This window comes from Hymenobacter sp. CRA2, from assembly GCF_002007105.1.
Lineage (GTDB): Bacteria > Bacteroidota > Bacteroidia > Cytophagales > Hymenobacteraceae > Solirubrum.
In genome coordinates this window covers 91,234-108,511 of the sequence record NZ_MVBC01000002.1, presented here as the reverse complement: position 1 = coordinate 108,511, position 17,278 = coordinate 91,234, and the positions used below count along the sequence as shown (strand labels likewise).

At 66.3% G+C, this 17,278-nt stretch carries 17 protein-coding genes; 9 read left to right on the top strand and 8 right to left on the bottom strand.

What is annotated here, in order from left to right; all coding sequences use genetic code 11:
* Positions 1-81 precede the first annotated feature (81 nt).
* Genes B0919_RS04200 through B0919_RS04190 form a run of 3 tightly spaced genes read left to right on the top strand, consistent with a single transcriptional unit; the run spans position 82 to position 3,231 of the window.
* Positions 82-1,275 carry an efflux RND transporter periplasmic adaptor subunit gene (locus B0919_RS04200; protein WP_078010971.1) on the top strand — a complete coding sequence of 398 codons (1,194 nt, stop codon included), beginning with the start codon at positions 82-84 and terminating at the stop codon, positions 1,273-1,275.
* Positions 1,272-2,531 (top strand): ABC transporter permease, encoded by a 1,260-nt coding sequence (locus tag B0919_RS04195; RefSeq protein WP_078010970.1) that lies wholly within the window; start codon positions 1,272-1,274, stop codon positions 2,529-2,531. The genes B0919_RS04200 and B0919_RS04195 overlap by 4 nt, the downstream gene beginning before the upstream one ends.
* A gap of 1 nt (position 2,532) precedes the next feature.
* Complete coding sequence (locus B0919_RS04190) at positions 2,533-3,231, top strand: ABC transporter ATP-binding protein (protein ID WP_078010969.1); 699 nt, start codon at positions 2,533-2,535, stop codon at positions 3,229-3,231.
* A gap of 39 nt (positions 3,232-3,270) precedes the next feature.
* Here B0919_RS04190 and B0919_RS04185 read toward each other — a convergent pair whose 3' ends face one another.
* From B0919_RS04185 to B0919_RS04175, 3 genes are all read right to left on the bottom strand, one after another.
* A complete protein-coding gene (locus tag B0919_RS04185; RefSeq protein WP_078010968.1) occupies positions 3,271-4,089 on the bottom strand; it encodes a universal stress protein in 819 nt (272 codons plus the stop codon).
* Positions 4,090-4,107: 18 nt separating this feature from the next.
* Positions 4,108-4,320 carry a hypothetical protein gene (locus B0919_RS04180; protein ID WP_078010967.1) on the bottom strand — a complete coding sequence of 71 codons (213 nt, stop codon included), beginning with the start codon at positions 4,318-4,320 and terminating at the stop codon, positions 4,108-4,110.
* Between the two features lie 90 nt (positions 4,321-4,410).
* The gene (locus tag B0919_RS04175) at positions 4,411-5,817 is read right to left on the bottom strand and encodes a BON domain-containing protein (protein ID WP_078010966.1); all 1,407 of its coding nucleotides are present in this window, start codon (positions 5,815-5,817) and stop codon (positions 4,411-4,413) included.
* A 235-nt stretch (positions 5,818-6,052) separates the two neighbouring features.
* On the opposite strand from B0919_RS04175, the gene B0919_RS04170 reads away from it, so the two are divergent.
* Together B0919_RS04170 and B0919_RS04165 are read left to right on the top strand one after the other, a co-directional pair.
* The gene (locus tag B0919_RS04170) at positions 6,053-6,757 is read left to right on the top strand and encodes a Crp/Fnr family transcriptional regulator (protein ID WP_176132842.1); all 705 of its coding nucleotides are present in this window, start codon (positions 6,053-6,055) and stop codon (positions 6,755-6,757) included.
* Positions 6,758-6,970: 213 nt separating this feature from the next.
* Positions 6,971-7,342 carry a Crp/Fnr family transcriptional regulator gene (locus B0919_RS04165; protein WP_078010964.1) on the top strand — a complete coding sequence of 124 codons (372 nt, stop codon included), beginning with the start codon at positions 6,971-6,973 and terminating at the stop codon, positions 7,340-7,342.
* Positions 7,343-7,568: 226 nt separating this feature from the next.
* Here the strand turns inward: B0919_RS04165 and B0919_RS04160 are convergent, their stop codons facing one another.
* The 5 genes from B0919_RS04160 to B0919_RS04140 all read right to left on the bottom strand — a co-directional run bounded on the left by B0919_RS04160 (position 7,569) and on the right by B0919_RS04140 (position 12,583).
* Positions 7,569-8,393 carry a universal stress protein gene (locus B0919_RS04160; protein WP_078010963.1) on the bottom strand — a complete coding sequence of 275 codons (825 nt, stop codon included), beginning with the start codon at positions 8,391-8,393 and terminating at the stop codon, positions 7,569-7,571.
* 43 nt (positions 8,394-8,436) lie between these two features.
* A complete protein-coding gene (gene adhP / locus B0919_RS04155; protein ID WP_078010962.1) occupies positions 8,437-9,519 on the bottom strand; it encodes an alcohol dehydrogenase AdhP in 1,083 nt (360 codons plus the stop codon).
* Between the two features lie 48 nt (positions 9,520-9,567).
* Positions 9,568-10,962, bottom strand: coding sequence for a BON domain-containing protein (locus B0919_RS04150; protein ID WP_078010961.1), 1,395 nt, complete (start codon positions 10,960-10,962; stop codon positions 9,568-9,570).
* A 66-nt stretch (positions 10,963-11,028) separates the two neighbouring features.
* A complete protein-coding gene (locus B0919_RS04145) occupies positions 11,029-11,244 on the bottom strand; it encodes a DUF2892 domain-containing protein (protein ID WP_078011383.1) in 216 nt (71 codons plus the stop codon).
* 133 nt (positions 11,245-11,377) lie between these two features.
* Positions 11,378-12,583 carry a BON domain-containing protein gene (locus tag B0919_RS04140; protein ID WP_078010960.1) on the bottom strand — a complete coding sequence of 402 codons (1,206 nt, stop codon included), beginning with the start codon at positions 12,581-12,583 and terminating at the stop codon, positions 11,378-11,380.
* A gap of 160 nt (positions 12,584-12,743) precedes the next feature.
* Here B0919_RS04140 and B0919_RS04135 point away from each other — a divergent pair, with 160 nt between their 5' ends.
* The 4 genes from B0919_RS04135 (at position 12,744) to B0919_RS04120 (ending at position 17,056) form a co-directional block, all read left to right on the top strand.
* The gene (locus tag B0919_RS04135; protein ID WP_176132841.1) at positions 12,744-13,643 is read left to right on the top strand and encodes a CPBP family intramembrane glutamic endopeptidase; all 900 of its coding nucleotides are present in this window, start codon (positions 12,744-12,746) and stop codon (positions 13,641-13,643) included.
* 68 nt (positions 13,644-13,711) lie between these two features.
* Positions 13,712-15,106, top strand: a complete 1,395-nt coding sequence (locus tag B0919_RS04130; RefSeq protein WP_078010958.1) for an amidohydrolase family protein — start codon at positions 13,712-13,714, stop codon at positions 15,104-15,106.
* Positions 15,107-15,430: 324 nt separating this feature from the next.
* On the top strand, positions 15,431-16,198 hold the full coding sequence (locus tag B0919_RS04125) for a helix-turn-helix domain-containing protein (protein WP_078010957.1): 768 nt from the start codon (positions 15,431-15,433) through the stop codon (positions 16,196-16,198).
* Positions 16,199-16,657: 459 nt separating this feature from the next.
* Positions 16,658-17,056: a DUF1398 domain-containing protein gene (locus tag B0919_RS04120; RefSeq protein WP_078010956.1), complete on the top strand. Its 399-nt coding sequence runs from the start codon at positions 16,658-16,660 to the stop codon at positions 17,054-17,056.
* Positions 17,057-17,278 lie beyond the last annotated feature (222 nt).

The window sequence follows — 17,278 nt, the reverse complement described above, 5'->3', positions numbered from 1 at the left end:
CCCGGCTTGCTTCAACTCATTGCCCATTCGCTCACCCTCCCGCAGGCGGGCGAGTAGTCCCCTGGTTGTTTTCGTGCCTAGATGTCGTTCGCTATGATGCTCGGGTGGACCCTGTCGCTGTACCACGCCACCGGCAGGCAGGGGAAAGGGCACGCCGCGGGTGGCGCTCGGGCCATCGGTCGAGCAGCATTATTCACTTGGTGGCTTGGCGGCCTGATGGTGCTGGTACTATTGGGCAGCTGTCGGGGGCGGGGCGAAGTGGTGCGGCCGGTGATTTCGGCCATTTCCGAGTGCGTGTATGCGACCGGCAACGTCAAGAGCGCCGGGCAGTACCAGGCGTTTGCCAGCGCGAGCGGCGTGGTAAAGACGGTGTACGTGCGCGAAGGCGACTCCGTGCAGGTGGGCACGCCTTTGCTAAGCATTGCCAGCGAGGGCGTGCGCCTCAACGAGGAAAATGCCGCGTTGGCCGCCCGCTACGCTGCCCTGGAGGCCAACCAGGACCAGCTGCGCGAGGCCCGGGCGCAGGTGGCCCTGCAGCGCCGCACCATGCAGAACGAGCTGCTCCAGCTCACCCGGCAGCGCCGGCTGTGGGCCCAGGCCATCGGCACCAGGCAGGCCCTGGAACAGCGCGAACTGTCCTATGCCGGCTCCCGCACGGCCTACGCGGCGGCCGTGGCCCGCTACGGTACGCTGCAGCAGAAGCTGGACTTCGCAGCTCGCCAGGCGCGCACCAACCTGCGCATTGCCCGGCAGCAAGCCAGCGACTTTGTGCTGCGCAGCCGCGTGCGGGGCGTGGTGTACCGCCTCTACCCCAAGGCCGGCGAGGCCGTCGGCCCCCAGACGCCGTTGGCACTGCTTGGCGAAACCCGACGCTACGTGCTGGAAATGCAGGTCGACGAGGCCGACATCGTGCGCGTGCGGCCGGGCCAGCCGGTGCTGGTGACGCTGGACAGCTACCCGGAGCAGGTGTTCGAGGCCCGCGTCAGCACCGTGCAGCCGGTGATGAACCCCGCCAGCAAGTCCTTCGTGGTGGAGGCCACATTTGTGCGCCAGCCGCCGGTGCTCTACCCGCAGCTGAGCTTCGAGGCCAGCATCGTGCTGCGCCGCCGGGCCCGCGCCCTGCTCATTCCCCGCCGCGCGCTGCTGAACGACTCCACGGTGCTCGGCCGCGACGGGCAGCCCCGCCGGGTAACAACCGGCCTGCGTGACTATCAGATGGTGGAAATCCGGGCAGGACTCAAGCCCGACGACGAGCTAACTCTGCCTGCGCCATGACTATGCCGCTGCTCATCGACGTGGCGCTGTCCTTGCTGCGGGCGCGTGGGCGGCAGACGCTGGTGGCCGCCACCGGCGTCACGTTCAGCGTCACCATGTTCATTGCCCTGCTCAGCTTTATGTCGGGGCTCAACCAGATGCTCGACGGGTTGGTGCTCTACCGCACGCCCCACGTGCGCCTCTACAACGAGCTGAAGCCGGCCTCCCGGCAGCCTATCGACCGCTACACCCGCCACCGGCGGCAGCATAATTTCATCCGCTCCATCAAGCCCCGCCGCGAGCTGCCGCGCATCCGCAACAGCGCCGCCGTCATGGCTGCCATCCGCCGCGACCCGCGCGTGCGGGGCGTGGCGCCCAAGGTGCAAACCCAGGTGTTCTATAACGTGGGCACGCTCACACTGAACGGCACCATCAGCGGTATCGAGGTGGAGCAGGAGGCCGCCCTCTTTGCCTTCGCCGACTACGTGGTGGCCGGCCACTACCAGGGCCTGCGAACGGTGCCCAACAGCATCGTGCTGGGCAAGGGCGCCGCCGACCTCATGCTGGTGGGCGTCGGGGACGTGGTGCAGCTGACCACCAGCCGGGGCGAGCAGGTGCAGCTCAAGGTCGTCGGGCTGTTTCAGTCGGGTCTGCTCGACATCGACAAGGTGCAGAGCTACACCTCCCTGGCCACCGCGCAGAAGCTGCTGGGCGAGTCCAATACCTACGTCACGGACTTGCAGGTCAAGCTGCACGATTTGGCCCAGGCCCCGGCCGTGGCCCGGGAGTACCGGCGGCTGTACGAAGTGCAGGCCCTGGACATTCAGACGGCCAACGCGGAGTTTGAAACCGGCACCTTTATCCGCACCCTGATTTCCTACGCCGTGGGCATCACGCTGCTGACGGTAGCCGGCTTCGGCATTTACAACATTCTGAACATGATGATCTACGAGAAAATGGACACCATTGCCATCCTCAAAGCAGTGGGCTTTTCGGGCCGCGACGTGCGGCGGGTGTTCCTCCTGGTGGCCGCCGCCATCGGGGTATTCGGCGGGGTGGTGGGCCTGCTCTGCGGGCTGAGCTTGTCGGCCGTTATCGGGCAACTGCCGTTTGAGGCCACCTCCCTGCCCGCCGTGCATACCTATCCCATCGACTACAACCCGGCCTTTTACCTCATCGGCGGCGTCTTCTCGCTGGCGACGAGCCTGCTGGCGGGGTATTTCCCGGCCCGCAAAGCCAGCCGCATCGACCCCGTCATCATTATCCGCGGCAAGTAAGATGAGCACGCCCATCCTGGAAGCCCGCAACATCACGAAGTATTTCGCCGATCCGGTACGGGTGCAGGTACTGCGCGACATCAGCTTCGGGCTCGGCCGCGGGGAGTTTGCTTCCATCGTGGGCAAATCGGGCTGCGGCAAATCCACGCTGCTCTACATCCTCTCGACCATGGACACCGACTACGAGGGCACGCTGCTGCTCGACGGGGCGGTGATGGGCGGCAAAACCGAAGCCGAGCTGGCGCGGGTGCGCAACGAGCAAATCGGCTTCGTCTTCCAGTTTCACTACCTGCTCAACGAGTTTTCGGTGCTGCGCAACGTAATGCTGCCCGGCCAGAAGCTCGGTCGGCTCAGCCCTCAGGAATTGGAGCACCGGGCCTACGAGAAGCTGCGCCTGCTGGGCATCGCCGACGAAGCCCGGAAAATGCCCTACCAGCTGTCGGGCGGGCAGAAGCAGCGCGTGGCCATTGCCCGGGCCTTGATCAACGACCCGCTCATCATCATGGGCGACGAGCCCACCGGCAACCTCGATAAAAAGAACTCCGGGGTGGTGTTCGACATCTTTCAGGAGCTGGCCCAGGCCCACCAACAGGCCCTGCTCATCGTCACCCACGACCCGGCGTTTGCGGCCAAAACCCACCGCATCATCGAGATGGAAGACGGGCGCATTATGCGAGAGGCGAGCAGGCCTAATTCCTGACCTGCAGGAATGGCAGCCGGCTTTGTGGCCCGGCTGAACTTAGTCCAGTGCCGGCAGTAGCAGCAGCGGCAACGTGCTCTGCCCAATCAGCTGGGCCGTGACGCTGCGGTGAAACAGGCTACCGAGTAGGCTGTGCCGGCGCGCGACCAGCACCAGCAAGTCGGCGTCGGTTTCGGCCGCGCCTTCCAGGATGCCTTCGGCGGCGCGCGCATGGTACACGATGCGCGGGTGGTAGGCGGCGGGCAGCTCGGCCAGGCCGCTGCGCCGCACCGATTGCAGGGCGTGGTGCCCGGCCGTGGCGCCCGGATCTTTCCGGTCGGTGACGTGGAGCACCGTTAGTTCGGCTGCCAGCTTGTCCAGCAGATCCTGCACGATGGTAGGCTCGCCACACAGAGCAAACGGCTCCCCGTCGACGGCCAGCAGCAGCCGCTTGGGCAAGGTGCATTGCCAGCCCACGGTGGGCACGATGAGCAGCGGGTAGGGTACGTGGCGCAGCAGGTCGAGGGCGGCACTGGCCACTATCTCCTCGGGCATGGTGGCCGTACCGGGCCGCCCCAGCACCAGCAGCCGGGGCTGGTGGTGGCGCACGGCGTCGGCCACCGCCTCCGGGAGATAACCGTCGGAGATTTCTACCTGCGCTGGCACGGGCTGACTGGCCGCCAGCTGCTGCAGGGCCTGTCGGGTCTGCTGCTCGCTGCCGCGGTGGTGGTAAGCCTCCGGGGCGAGCAGGCCGTCGTGGCGCACGTGCAGCAACACCAGGTGCGCCTGCAGCGGCCCGGCCAAGGCAGCGGCGTAAGCCAATGCCTGGTTGGACACCGCCAGAAAATCGGTCAGTACCACAAGGGCGGGCGTAGTCATGGTCAGGAAATGACAAGGTTAAAACGAGCCGGCATAGGGTCCCAGCAGGTGCGCGTTGCGCGCCAGGCCCTCGGCTTCGGTGAGTAGGTCGTCCAGAGGCGTAGGCTCATCCGGCCGGAACAGATGCTGCTTCCCCGAGGGCGGGTACGCGGTGCAGCCGGGGAAGCGAGGGGACGTGGCCGCGCGTTCGGCTGCGGCCCTTCGTCTGGGAGAAGGCAAGGGAGCTTTCATTGCGAAGAAAACAAAGTAGACAGGGTAAGCCTATCCTGCCGGCCGTGCCAAAAGGAACGGCGGAGGGCTAGCGGAGCAGGTAGCCCGGTATCAGGGTGCGTAGGCCAGGTGCAGGTGGTTGCGGACCTCGCGTGCCCCGCACAGCAGCGCTTCTTCCGCGGCCTGTTCCCGGTCAAGGCGGGTGTCGGCGGTGCCGCTGAGTGTCACCTGCCCGTCGCGCACCTGCACGTTGATTTCCTGATCGTGTAGCCGCGCTGACCAGAAGAAGTGGCTGCGAATGCGCTCGGCCAGCGCAGCGTCTGGCTCCGGAACGTGGAACAGCTGCCCGGGCCGCGGTGCCTGCTGCACCGCGACATAATTTTCCACGGCGGCCACGCCTCGGATTCCTGCCGCCACCTCGGCAGCACGCGCTTGGTTGGCGTAGGAGGGCACGGTGCCATCAAGGCGAACTTTCCCATCGTGCACGGCCACTAGGAAGGCGTAGTGCCCCACGTAGGCGTCGCGGGCCAGGGCCGCGGCCACCTGCTGCCGCGTCACGGCGTCCGGGGCCAGGTAGTGGGCGCGTATTTGCAGCAGGTTCTGCACTGCCACCACGCCGATGACGTTGCCGGCGTCCTGCGCGGCCGCGTCGTGGGCCAGCAAATGCCCCACGGTGCCGAACAGCGTGACCTGGCCGTGGCGTACATTGACAATTACCGTTGCCGCGAAAGGCTGCACCCGCGCATCCAGGTGCAGCACATCCCGCACGGCTCGCTCGATGTCGGCGTCGGCCTTCGGGACGAAACGCTGCAGCCGCAGCTGCTTGTCTCGCGCCCAGTCGGCCACGGCCAGGTTATCGGCCTCGACGTGGGCAGCCCCGGCCGCGTAGGCCAAGCCAATGACCTGCTCGCGTTCTGCCGGCGTGCCCACGGTACCCGACACGTGCACCGTGGCGTTGTCGCGGCGCAGGCTTACCAGGTCGCTTTTCAGCCGCACATCCCACTCCAGCAGGGCCCGTAGCCGGGGCAGCAGGTGCGCCGGCGGCTGGCCGGGCTGCGGCTGCACCAGCAGCTGGTCGTGCACTTGCTGAACGCCGCGTATGCCTTTCAGCAGTTGCAGCGCTAGCTGCTGCTCGGCCCAAGAGCGCACGGTGCCCGTCACCATCACCGCGCCCTGCTGCACCTGGCACTGAATAGGGTAATCGGCCGTCACCGCGTGGTCCTGCAACGTTTGCCGGACGGCACGTAGTAGTTCGGCATCAGACACGGGCTGGGTGCGCACGACGATGGTATTGACTACCCCGCGTACCCCGCGCACTTCCTTGGCAATGGCTTCGGCCCGTTCGCGGGCGAGCAGGTTATTGGTCAAGCCGGCCAGCTCAACGATGCCGTCGCGGGTACCGACTTCGAGCAGTTGCGAAGTCACGCCTTTTTTGGTCAGGAACAGCAGCTCAACGGCCCGGGTGATGTCCTGGTCGGTCAGCTGCTCGGCGGCCGTCGTGGGGTCGGGGCACTGCATGGCAATTGGCGTTACCAAAAGAGTGAAGAAAGGAACTGCGTCAAATGTCAGCGGCGGGCAGTTGGGATAAAATGAGCTTTACTAAGGAAAAAAGTGACATTCGTCACAAGCGTCTTGCTGCAGGAGTCCAAGGTTGAGGTTGCCAGAAAGAAGCCCTGTATTGACATCGGTCGAGCTTTTCTCCAGGGCCAATTGTTTATATTTAAACAGTCTAATGTTTAAGCCTCGGATAAACATGAAACGCTTCGTGCCGCCTAACTGCCAGCACTGCCCCGTCCGGCAGCATTCGGTACAGGCCGCCTGCAAGCTGGCGGACCTGGAGTTGTTTGCCTTAGGCAAAACCTGCCAGCAGTACCAGCGGGGGCAGTTCGTTTTTCGGGAGGGCAGCTGGCCGTTGGGCCTGTATTGCATCTACCACGGCCACATTAAGGTGAGCAAGCTGGGCGGCGACGGCAAGGAGCAGATCATGCGGCTGGCCAAAGCCGGCGACGTGCTGGGCTACCGGGCGCTGCTGGCCGACAGCACCCATTCGGCCGATGCCATAGCCCTGGACGACGCGGAGGTCTGTCAGCTGCCGCGGGCTGATTTTTTTCGGTTGATCGAGCGCAGCGCGCCGTTTTCGACTTCGGTCATGAAACTGCTCGCCCAGGTGCTGGGCGAAACGGAAGAGCGCCTGCTGCACATGGCTTACAAACCCGTACGCGAGCGGCTGGCGGAGGCCCTGCTGCTGCTGCTGCGCACGTACCCGCCACCGCCGGAAGCGCCCAATCAGATCAGCATCGGGCGCGACGATTTGGCCGCACTGGTCGGTACGGCCAAAGAAACGGTCAGCCGCTTCATGGCCGAGCTCAAGGACGAGGGCGTGCTGACCACCAAAGGCAGCGCCATCACTGTGCTCCAGGCCGAGCGGCTAGTGGAAATTTCGACGCTGTACGAATAGATGCCGCCCGGAGCCTTGGGCAGCTGCCGCTACATTTATTGGGGGCTTGTTTTCGTCCAGGTGGCCCAGGCTGGCCGCTGGTGCTGATCCGCAGGGCGCTGAAAATGGTGGAGTATCATCTTATTATGTGATGAAAATCACTGCATCTCCGGATTAGTCGTGTGATATTATAGTATTCCGCGCAGCTCCTTTTCAGCGTTGCCGGAGCAAGCTATGCTCAACCGCTTATTTGAAGCCGGACTGCTGATTGGAGTTCCGCTTGACGTGGCGGCCGGTCGTTACCTGTTCCGGGGCGGCCAGCCGGCAGCTTATGTCTACTGGCTGGAACAAGGCTGCGTAGAAATAGGCCCCGCTCACGCGGCGGCAGCCGCCTCCCTCACGCTGGGCGCGCCGGCCTTGCTCGGCGCCTCGCACCTGCTGAAAGCCACCTGCCCGCATACGGCCCGGGCTCATACCGATTGCCGGGTACGGGTGCTGCCGCGAGCAGACCTGTGGGAGCTGCTGCCCATACGCCCCGACCTGCGCCTGTACGTGCTGCGCTGCCTATGCCGCGACATGGCCCTCAACCAGCCCCACTACGAGTAAGCGTAGCCAGCCTTGCTGCTACCACGGCGGCGAACTGAGGTAGCTACAGTTATTTGCGTAGAGCACTTCGGGAATCAAGTAAACCCGGATTGTGTGGCCCGGCAGTTCCGTCCGTTAAGACTAAACCAGCATGCGAAATTAATACGCAACCCCAACCCGCCCCGGGCAGCCGAAGCTGTAGATGGAACGGGTTGGGGCACTAGCATTGCTGAGCTGCCGCCTTAGCTTAATGCATGGTGGGCAGCACCAGCACGGGCACGGGGCTGTTGCGCAGCACCTGGGCCGTGACGCTGCGGTGGAACAGCCCGCCTAGAAAGCTATGCGGTCGGGCCAGCACCACCACCAGATCGGCCTGCAGCTCCCGGGCCGCGTGCACCACGCCCTCCGCCGGCGTTTCCTCGCGCACCTCGTAGAGGCTGTTGTCGTCGAGCGAGCCGAACAGCCCGCAGCGGCGCACGGCCTCAAACCCGACGGTAGCCCGCGACGGGCCGTGCGCTGGGCCCACGTGCACGACCGTGGTGCTGGCTTGCCAGCCGGCCAGCAGCTCGCGCAGCGCCAGGGAGGCGGGCGTGAGCCAGAAGCCGTGCTCGTCGGCGGCCACCACGATGCGGCGCGGGGCCGCGTCGGCAGGCCAGGTTTCGGGCACGAGCAGCAAGGGGTAGCGAGCCGCCTGCAGGATAGGCGCGGCCTGGTGGCGCACCAGCCGGTCGAGCAGCGTTTCGTCCTTGGCACGGCCCAGCACCAGCAGCTGGGGCTGGTGGCGGCGCACCACGTCGGCCACGGTATCGGCCAGAGTTTCCACCGATAGCTCGGCTTCGGCGGGCAGGGCCAGTTGCCGGGCGCGTTCGGCCAAGTCGGCCAGCGTCTGCCGGCGGCTTTGCAGCACCAGCGGAATGGTGACCATGGCCGCCTCGGGCTCCAGCAGCGGATCCTGGTACACGTTCAGTAACACCAGGCGGCCGCGCACTTGCTGGGCTAGCTGCGTGGCGTAGCGCACAGCCCGTTCGGCGGCGCTGGAAAAGTCAGTCAGAACAACAAATGCCGGTTGCATGGGACAAGAGCTGGAACGTGGGGAGTGGATATGGGCAGGCTGATCAGTCGGCCTCGACGGCAGCCGCCGCGGTGACCTCGGCCGGTTGCGGGGCGGGCAGCGTCAGGTCGAGCACTACACGCCCGCCGATGGTGCCGGCGGCCATGTCGGCCAGCACCTGGTTGATGTTTTCGAGTGGCTCGCAACGAAAATGTACCCGCACTTGGTGGGCGGCGGCCAGGGCCAGGCTTTCCGTCAAATCCTGCCGGGTGCCCACGATGGAGCCGCGCACGGTTTTGCGGGTAAGTACCAGGTCGAAAATGGGCACCTCGAAGCTGCCAGGCGGCAGGCCCACCAGCGCCAGGGTGCCGCGGCGCCGCAGCATGGTCAGGGCTTGGGCGAAGGCCGGCTGAGAGGGTGCCGTGACCAGCACGCCGTGGGCCCCACCGATTTGCCGCTGAATTTCCGCCCCGGCGTCGGCGCTGGCGGCATTGACCAGCACTTCCGCCCCTACGCTGCGGGCCAGGGCCAGCTTGTCGTCGCTCACGTCCACGGCGGCCACACGCATACCCATGGCCTTGGCGTATTGCACGGCCAGGTGGCCCAGGCCGCCCACGCCCGAGATGACCACCCACTGGCCGGGGCGGACGTCGGTTTCCTTCAGGCCCTTGTACACCGTCACGCCGGCGCACAGGATGGGCCCCGCTTCCTGAAACGACAGCTCGTCGGGCAGGTGGCCGACGTAGTTGGGGTCGGCCAGCACGTACTCGGCGTAGCAGCCGGGCACGGAGTAGCCTGTGTTCTGCTGGGCCGTGCAGAGCGTTTCCCAGCCGGTGAGGCAGTATTCGCAGTGGCCGCAGGCGGTGTGCAGCCAGGGCACGCCCACCCGGTCGCCCACGCGCACCTGGGTCACGCCTTCGCCCACGGCCACCACCGTGCCGGTGCCCTCGTGGCCCGGAATCAGGGGCAGGGTGGCGCGTATAGGCCAGTCACCATTAATGGCGTGCAGGTCGGTGTGGCACACGCCGCAGGCTTCGAGCTGCACCAGAATCTTGCCCGCCGTGACTTCGGGAACGGGCACGTGCTCGATCTGCAGGGGTTGGCCGTAGCCGTGGGCCACGGCGGCTTTCATGAGGGGAGGATGCATGGCAAAAGGGGTGAGAAAGTGAAGCAGAAGTATCAGTCAGGGCCAGCGCTACAGCGGCAGCTCTTCCCGGATGCGGAGTTGGTCGTTGACGGCGCGGGCCCCGGCCACGTAGGCGCAGTGCACCACCATCTGGGCCCGGTGCCAGTCCTCGACGGTGCCGCGCAGCGTGGCGCGGCCGTGGTTGACGGTTACCTGCACCGGTTGGTCGTGCAGAAAGGTGTTCCAGTGCAACTCGTGCCGAATGGCGTCGGCCAGGGCCGCGTCGTCGGGCTGGGCCAGCACGGGCGCGGGCAGTTGCAGGTGATTCTCGACGTGTACCACCCCGTTGATCTGGGACGCCACCCGCTCGGCGCGGGCCGTCTCGAAGCGGGTGCCCACAGTGCCGCTCAGGCTCACCCAGCCGTTGCGAACCTGCACGGCCAGCGCCACGTCGTGCAGGTACGGGTCGCGGCGCAGGGCTGCCTGAACCCGACGCCGGATGAGCGGATCCGCTGGCAGCTCGGGCGGGCACACCGTCAGCAGGTTGCGCACGCCCAGCACGCCCACGATGCCGCGGGCGTCCTGCTCGGCCGCCAGGCGGGCGCCCAAGCTACTGACGGCGCCGCGCAGCGTGACCAGCCCGTTGTGCACGGCCACCTCCGGCTCCGACAAAACCACCCGCGGGTCGTACCGCAAAGCGTCGCGCAGGGCCCGTGCAATGTCGGCGTCGGCGTGGTAGGCGTACTTGTCCCGGCGCAGCTCGTCGGGCGGCAGTTCCGGGTCCACGCGCAGCGCCAGGCTGTCGACCAGTCCCGCCCCCGCCGCCCAGGCCATGCCCACCACCTCGCTGCGCTCGGCGGCGCTGCCCACGCCGCCACCGAGCGTGACGCGGCCGCCGCGCACCTCGACGCTGACCAGGCCGGCATGCACGCGCACGTTCCAGCGCAGCAGCTCGCGGATTTCCGTGGCCAGCCGCTCGTCGTTGCCGGTGACGGGGCGGGAGGCGTGCTCCAGGTGGTCGGTGAGCTGGCAAATGCCGCGCACACCTTTGGCTACGTGCAGCGCCAGCTGCCGTTCGGCCCAGTTGCGTACCGTGCCGCGCAGCTCCACGACGCCGTTTTGGGCCCGGCAGGTCAGCGGCAACGGGTGCGTAGCGGGATTGGTAGCCAGGGCCTCGGCCACATCCTGCCGTAGCACTTCGTCCGACACGTCTGGGGTGCGTACCTCCACGTTGTTGATTACACCGCGCACCCCGCGCACAGCTTTAGCCACCTCCTCGGCCCGGTCGCGGCCGAGCAAGTGGTCCGTGAAGCCGGTAAGCATGACGATGCCCGCGTGGGTAGCCACGTTGATAAAGGCGGCGGATATGCCGCGCTGCCGCGTGAACAGCCGCTCTACGGCCGCCGTGATGGCAAGGTCAGCCAGGGGCGCGGGCGGGGCGGGTAACGTGGTGGCAGGCTTCATGGCGAAAAATGATGTGGGGCAAGCGGACGTAAGCCATGGAAAGAGCAAGGGCCGGGCCGCTACGCGTCAGCGCTGCCAGGGGCGGTGCGTGCTGATGCCCAGCAGCCCGTAGAGAGGGCAGTAGCCGGTGGCGCCGGTCAGCAGCAGCACCAGCGGAATGAGCAGCCAGGCCAGCATCTCGGGGCCGCTGAAGCTGCGACCCAGGGTGAGCAGGCCGGCGGCCACCACCGCTGCCAGCGCGATGCGAATCACCCGGTCGTAGGAACCAACATTCTGAATCATGGCGAAGCAGGAAAAAAAGGTGAGCAACACGGAAAGCGAAGGAAATGCTGCACGAGCTTCGGGCCGCTACGGACGGAGCCGCTTGGTGCTGCGCCGCACGTTGGATTACCTCAGCGCGGGCAGCGGCTCCGCCTCAATGCGCCAGGGCCGGAAGCTGCGCTAGCCTGGGCGGCACCGTTGGGTCGGCGCGGGCCTGAAGGTGCAGGTGGTTGACCACGGTGAGCACGCCGGGTATGCTTTCGGCCAGCTCTTCCAGCCGCTGCTGTTCGAAGTGACCCGGCGCGCAGCCGAGCAGAATGGCGCGGCCGTTGGCTACGGCCCATTCCACCGGGACGGCGTTGACGTAGGTATCCTGGGCCTGCGCCGCGTGCAGGCTGTTGCACAACTCCGCGTCGTCGGGCAGGCGGCGGGGCCACACGCGCAGGTGGTTGTGCACGTGCCAGATGCCCGCAGCGGCCTGGGCGTCCTGCTCAGCCGCCCGGCGGGCTTGCAAAGTGCTTACCGCACCCGATAATGTGGCTACGCCGTTGCGAACCGCCAGGGCCGGCAGGTCCGGGCCGAGCCGCGGGTCGAGCTGCCAGGTGTCGAGAATGGCTTGCACGCAGGCCTCGTCGGGAATGCGCTGGCGCGGCGACTTGGGCTGCGCCACTGCCCACAGGCCTACCTGGAGCTGCTCGGTATCGACCTGGGCCGCGCCCGCCGCCCAGGCCGTGGCCACCAGCCGGCTGCGCGTGCAGTCCGAGTCGACGGCCCCACGCAGGTGCACCCGGCCGCGCTGCACCTGCACGGCTATCCCGTCGGCGCGCAGGTGCGCATCCCAGGCCAATTGATCGTTCAAGTAAAAGGCCAGTTCGGGGTCCGTCACCGGTTGCGGGGTTGCGGTGCAGGCTAGCTGATCTTTCACGCGCCACACGCCCACCACTTGCCGCACCGCGCGCCCTACCCACTGCTTCACCACCCACGAGTCGACCACGCCGGTCAGCTTCACTTCGCCCTGGTGGACAGCGGCTTGGACCTGCTGCAGTGCGCCGGGCACGCCCGTCAGGGCCTGCGCCACCTGCCGTTGCAGCTGGGCGTCGGGTACATCGGCCGTGCGCATGCGCAGCTCGTTGAGCACGCCGCGCACGCCAGCCACGGCCTTGGCCAGCTCTTCGGCCCGCTGCAGGGAGAGCAGGTTGTCGGTAAAGCCGCGTAGACAAACAATGCCCTGACGGACCGACACCTGAATGCGCGTGGCGTGTACGCCGGACTTCAGCGCGTACTGACGCTGGACGGCCTCGTTTAGGCTAGCGTCGTCCGGTGAAAGCTGCGGCGGCAGGGAAGCGAGGAGGTGATGCATAGGAGTTGGCCGTTGAGAGTAAGCCAAATGTCTCGGTTGAATAGCAGAATGAGGATGATATCGATTAGGTCAGAAGATGACTTATGTCATTGAGGAAGAAGGGGTGGAGCGGCCATGTTTAGGTAGTCGTCCAACCTGGTCTGCTAATCTGCTCTGTACCATGCATCCGTCACCCGTCCGCACGTATCTGCTTCTCGCTTTTGGCATCAGCTGGTCACTCCTGCTGGGCTTCTACGCCGCCTTTCGGCTCGGCTGGCTGAGCAACCAAGGCCTGCAGTTGCTCTTCAACCTGGGTGCGCTGGGGCCGGGACTGGGCGCGGTAGTGGCGGCCCGGCACCACTACGGGACGGCAGGCATGCAGGCACTGGGACGGCGGCTGGCGCTCCTGCCGTGGCCCCGGCGCACCCTGGTGCTGGTACTAGCGCCGCTGCTGCTGCTGGGCATCGGGCTGGCGCTGTACCCGCTACCGGCGGGGCGACCTTTCTCCTTTGCTGTTACCCGGGCGCAGTTTCATCTGAGCACGCCCGTTACCTACCTAATGTGGGCCGCGCCCTTCCTGAGCTACGCCGTGCTGGAAGAAATTGGCTGGCGGGGCTTTCTGCTGCCGCACCTGCAGCAGCGCCACTCGGCCCTGGCTAGCACGGCTTGGCTCACGCTGCTCTGGGGCCTGTGGCACGCGCCCCTGTTCCTGTTCCGCCTGCAGTTCAGTCCGCTCATCACGGTCGGTTTTTTCCTGAGCCTCTTCGTGGGGGCCTTGCTGCTGACGGCCGTGTTCAACGGCTCGGGCGGCAGCGTGCTGGCCTGCATGGCCTTCCACCTGGCCAACAACGTGGCCTCGGCCTTTGATCAGGAATACCTCGTCGTGGTCCTTGGCGCGGGCTACGTGGGATTGGCCCTGTACCTGCTCTGGCGCTACGGCCCCGCCTCGCTGGCACCAACACCCCGCGTGGGTAATTATTTCGCCCGGCTCCTACCGCTCTTGCGCCCCTGCGCGCCGCTACCCGCGCGGCCGCCGCAGCTTCGCCGCTGGGCCCCGCCTTCGTCCGAACCACAAGCGTAGCGGTGGGCTGCCCGCGCCGGTGCCGGGTGGCCTTCGCATTTCACATCTCTGACCTCACCTTACCGTTTATGTTCCCTTCTCGCTACGTCCAACGGCTGCTTCTGGGCAGCCTACTCGCCTCGGGCCTGACGCCCGGCCAGGCCCAGCAGCCCCTGGTTCCGAAGGGGCCGGTAGTCATCCGCAACGTCAACGTTGTCGACGTGCGCGCCGGGCAAGTCATTAGCAACCAGCAGGTCGTTATCCGCGGCGGCTGCATCGACGTGGTGGGGCGGCAGGCTCCCGCCGGAGGGGCCGTGCTCACCATCGACGGCCGCGGCAAATACCTGATTCCAGGTCTGTGGGACGCGCACAGCCACGCGCTGACTTCCCAGCCCGCCGCTGATGCGGCGCTGGCCCAGTACCTGGTGCACGGCGTGACGGGTGTGCGCGACGTGAGCAGCGCCCGGCCCCGCGCCGAGCTGGCCGAAACCGTGCGCGCCGTCGACGCCGGGGAGCGGCCTGGGCCGCACCTAGTGTTGGCCGGTGTCCTCGACGGTCCGGGGACCTTCTCGCCCGGCGCCCGCCTTGCCCACACCCAGGCGCAAGGACGGGCCCAGGTCGACACGCAGGCTGCCGCCGGCTGGGCCTGCATTGAAACCCGGGCGCTGCTGCCGCGGGCGGCCTACCTCGGTGCGGCCGAAGCGGCTGCTCAACGCCGCCTGGGGTTCGGCGGCGACATTCCCGAAGCGGTAACCGTCGGCGAAGCCCTGGCCGCCGGGCACCGCTGCGTGGCGCACCTGGACAAAGTACTGCTCGGCTGCAGCCCCCGCGAAACGGAAATCGTGGCGGCCCGGGCGGCCATCCTGACCGGGCCGCGCCCGGCCTGGACCTTGCAACAGCACCGCGCCGAGCAACAGGCGGCCATTAACGCCGACTTCAACCCCGGTCGTTGCGCCCGCCTGGCCGCCGACCTGGTGCAGCGCGGCACTTTTGTCGTGCCGCTGTTGGGTGCCGACCAGGCGGAGTCGCCCAACGGCCCAGGTACCTGCGCCCGCTGGCACGGGGCTGCCGACAGCACCACCGTTGCGCTGCACCGGCAACTGGTGGCCATGCTGCACCACGAAGGCGTCCGCCTGCTGGCGGGCTCCGATGCCGGTCCGCAACAGGATGCGGCGTATGGCCTGGGCTTGATCGAGGAGCTGGAGCGGCTGGTGGCCGCCGGCTTGCCGCCGGATGAAGCCTTGCTGACGGCCACCCTGGTGCCGGCCGTGCTGCTCGGCCGGCAAACCGAGCTGGGCGAGGTAGCTCCCGCTCATAACGCCGACGTAGTGCTGCTCGACGCAAATCCGCTGGACGACATCCGCAACCTGCGGCGCGTGCAAACAGTGATTGTGCGCGGCCGCATTTACAACCGCGCCGCCCTCGATGCCCTGGCTGCCGAGGCCGCTAAACCTGCTGCCACCCTTAGAACGGTCGCGCGCTAGGTGAATCGACGAATACCTATATTTACTAACGCTCCGCCAGCAATGACTTGGTTAAAAACTTGGCACACAAGTTAGACGACCGATTCTTACCCGGACGTGTCAACGCGCATAGGCTGGTCTCAGCACTGTGTAGTAAGCTATCGGAGAGCATAGCGGGACTCTGCCTGGCACAACCCCGCAACCGTGTTCGCTTACCTGGTCCAGCCGCGTTTCCACCATTCGCCGCTGACTCACCGCGAAGCCAGCCAACACTCGCAAGGAAGGCCGCTCGTTGTTGCGCCGCCCGGCGGTGAGATAAGGCGAGAAGGCTGGTATTTTCGTGCCATGCGTTTCGTCTCCTACTTACCTTGTGCGGCCTTGCAGCCCTATATCCGCTGGTTGGCGATGCAGGAAACGGACGTTGCCCAGGTGTACAAGGTATTGCCGGATACCGGGCTGGTGATTGGCTTTCAATACCGGGGCGGGCTGGCCTACCACGAAGCCCACGGGCCGGTTGCACTGGCGACGGCGGGCATAACCGGCATCCGGGATGAGTACCGGCTGTTCGAAAACACGCCGGGAACCGGCACGGTGCTGGTGGTATTCAAGGAAGGCGGGGCCGCCCCGTTCTTCCGGCTGCCGCTGCACGAACTCGCGCACCAAAGTGTATCCCTGGACCAGTTGGTGCCCCACGACCAGCTGGCCGCGCTGCAGGACGACCTACACGCGGCTACGACCGAGGTGGCCCGCGTGCAGCGGGTGGAGGCGCTTCTGCTAGCGCTGCTGCGCCCTGTCCCCGCCGACCGGCTGGTCCAGGCGGCGCTGGCCCTGCTCCACCAGACTAGCGGCACGGTGCGCATGACGGAGCTAGCGCAGCAGCTCGGCACCAGCGCCAGCCCCTTGGGAAAGCGCTTCCGACAGGCGGTGGGCACCTCGCCCAAAAAACTGGCCATGCTGATTCGGCTGCAAACGGCCATGGCCCGGTACCGGCCCGGGATGTCGTTGACCGAGCTGAGCTACGCGGCCGGCTTCTACGACCAGGCGCATTTCATCCACGCGTTTCAAACGTTCGCCGGGCAAGCGCCCACGGCCTACTTCCGCGACGCGAAGTAGCTGCCGCGCTCCAACGCACGGGTGGAGCGCAGCCAACGGGCCAGCGAAAACCAGCTGCACTGGCCCTTGGGTGCGGGGACACTGGCTTCGCGACCCGCACGTTGCCGCAAACGTGGCCTTCATCCGCCGAATGGCCCTGAACCGGTTGCGCGCAGCTTCCGCACTGGCAACCTCAAGCGCAAACGCCTCGCCTAAGACGACGCCTATTCGGAACGGCTACAAGCCGAACTCACCGCATGCGTTTTGTCTGGGAGCCGGGCCATAATAAACGGTTTTTTACAAGTACCGGACCAGGAGCTGAGGGACTTTTGCAAACACCAAACGCACCCGATGAAAAGTCTACGCTGTTGCCGGACGAATCTACGCCCGGCTATCCAGCAGCTGCTCATGCCCCTGCTGCCAGCCTGCCGGCAACGCCCATACACTTGCGCCGTTCCCTCACCCCGACCCCTTCATGCCATGTTTACCCTCGACCAAATCAACGCCACGCATGCCAAAGTGAAAAGCGGGGCCGACTTTCCGCAGTACGTACAGGACATGAAGCAACTGGGCGTGGTTGCTTACGAGATGTACGTGACCGATGGCCACGCCCGGTACGTGGGTGTTGGGCAGGAACTACGCTCCGAGCCCGTCCGGCCTCCGCAGTTTATCGCGGTCCACGGGGATAAGCAAGCGCTGGAACACGCCTTGTCCATGCACCAGCGCGGGCAAACCGACTACCCCACCTTCTGCCGCCAAGCGGCCGAGGCGGGCGTGGAAAAATGGACCACGCGCACCGTGGAGTTGACCTGCACTTATTATGACTTGCAGGGACAGGTGCTGCTGGTGGAAGCTATTCCCTTACCCGCCGGGCAGTAGCCACGCTCATTCGCTACCCTCTTCATAGGTCTCGGCAAGGGCATCCCTTCCAACAACTACTCGCACGACCACCTTGACGGCCACGCCTTGCTCCTCGCCCCGCGCGAAGGCGAGCGCCTGGTGATGACTTGGTAATGAGCTAACCCTTAAACTCACCAGTGCGCAGACTAACGGGCAGTTCGGCTTGTGTTTCCTAACCATCGCCCCCGGTGAAGCCTTGTC

What these genes read in the sequence shown, in the direction of transcription:
- B0919_RS04200 (WP_078010971.1), top strand. Translation starts at nt 82, where the DNA reads ATGTCGTTCGCTATGATGCTCGGGTGGACCCTGTCGCTGTACCACGCC.
- B0919_RS04195 (WP_078010970.1), top strand. Translation starts at nt 1,272, where the DNA reads ATGACTATGCCGCTGCTCATCGACGTGGCGCTGTCCTTGCTGCGGGCG.
- B0919_RS04190 (WP_078010969.1), top strand. Translation starts at nt 2,533, where the DNA reads ATGAGCACGCCCATCCTGGAAGCCCGCAACATCACGAAGTATTTCGCC.
- B0919_RS04185 (WP_078010968.1), bottom strand. Translation starts at nt 4,089, where the DNA reads ATGACTACGCCCGCCCTTGTGGTACTGACCGATTTTCTGGCGGTGTCC.
- B0919_RS04180 (WP_078010967.1), bottom strand. Translation starts at nt 4,320, where the DNA reads ATGAAAGCTCCCTTGCCTTCTCCCAGACGAAGGGCCGCAGCCGAACGC.
- B0919_RS04175 (WP_078010966.1), bottom strand. Translation starts at nt 5,817, where the DNA reads ATGCAGTGCCCCGACCCCACGACGGCCGCCGAGCAGCTGACCGACCAG.
- B0919_RS04170 (WP_176132842.1), top strand. Translation starts at nt 6,053, where the DNA reads ATGAAACGCTTCGTGCCGCCTAACTGCCAGCACTGCCCCGTCCGGCAG.
- B0919_RS04165 (WP_078010964.1), top strand. Translation starts at nt 6,971, where the DNA reads ATGCTCAACCGCTTATTTGAAGCCGGACTGCTGATTGGAGTTCCGCTT.
- B0919_RS04160 (WP_078010963.1), bottom strand. Translation starts at nt 8,393, where the DNA reads ATGCAACCGGCATTTGTTGTTCTGACTGACTTTTCCAGCGCCGCCGAA.
- adhP (WP_078010962.1), bottom strand. Translation starts at nt 9,519, where the DNA reads ATGCATCCTCCCCTCATGAAAGCCGCCGTGGCCCACGGCTACGGCCAA.
- B0919_RS04150 (WP_078010961.1), bottom strand. Translation starts at nt 10,962, where the DNA reads ATGAAGCCTGCCACCACGTTACCCGCCCCGCCCGCGCCCCTGGCTGAC.
- B0919_RS04145 (WP_078011383.1), bottom strand. Translation starts at nt 11,244, where the DNA reads ATGATTCAGAATGTTGGTTCCTACGACCGGGTGATTCGCATCGCGCTG.
- B0919_RS04140 (WP_078010960.1), bottom strand. Translation starts at nt 12,583, where the DNA reads ATGCATCACCTCCTCGCTTCCCTGCCGCCGCAGCTTTCACCGGACGAC.
- B0919_RS04135 (WP_176132841.1), top strand. Translation starts at nt 12,744, where the DNA reads ATGCATCCGTCACCCGTCCGCACGTATCTGCTTCTCGCTTTTGGCATC.
- B0919_RS04130 (WP_078010958.1), top strand. Translation starts at nt 13,712, where the DNA reads ATGTTCCCTTCTCGCTACGTCCAACGGCTGCTTCTGGGCAGCCTACTC.
- B0919_RS04125 (WP_078010957.1), top strand. Translation starts at nt 15,431, where the DNA reads ATGCGTTTCGTCTCCTACTTACCTTGTGCGGCCTTGCAGCCCTATATC.
- B0919_RS04120 (WP_078010956.1), top strand. Translation starts at nt 16,658, where the DNA reads ATGTTTACCCTCGACCAAATCAACGCCACGCATGCCAAAGTGAAAAGC.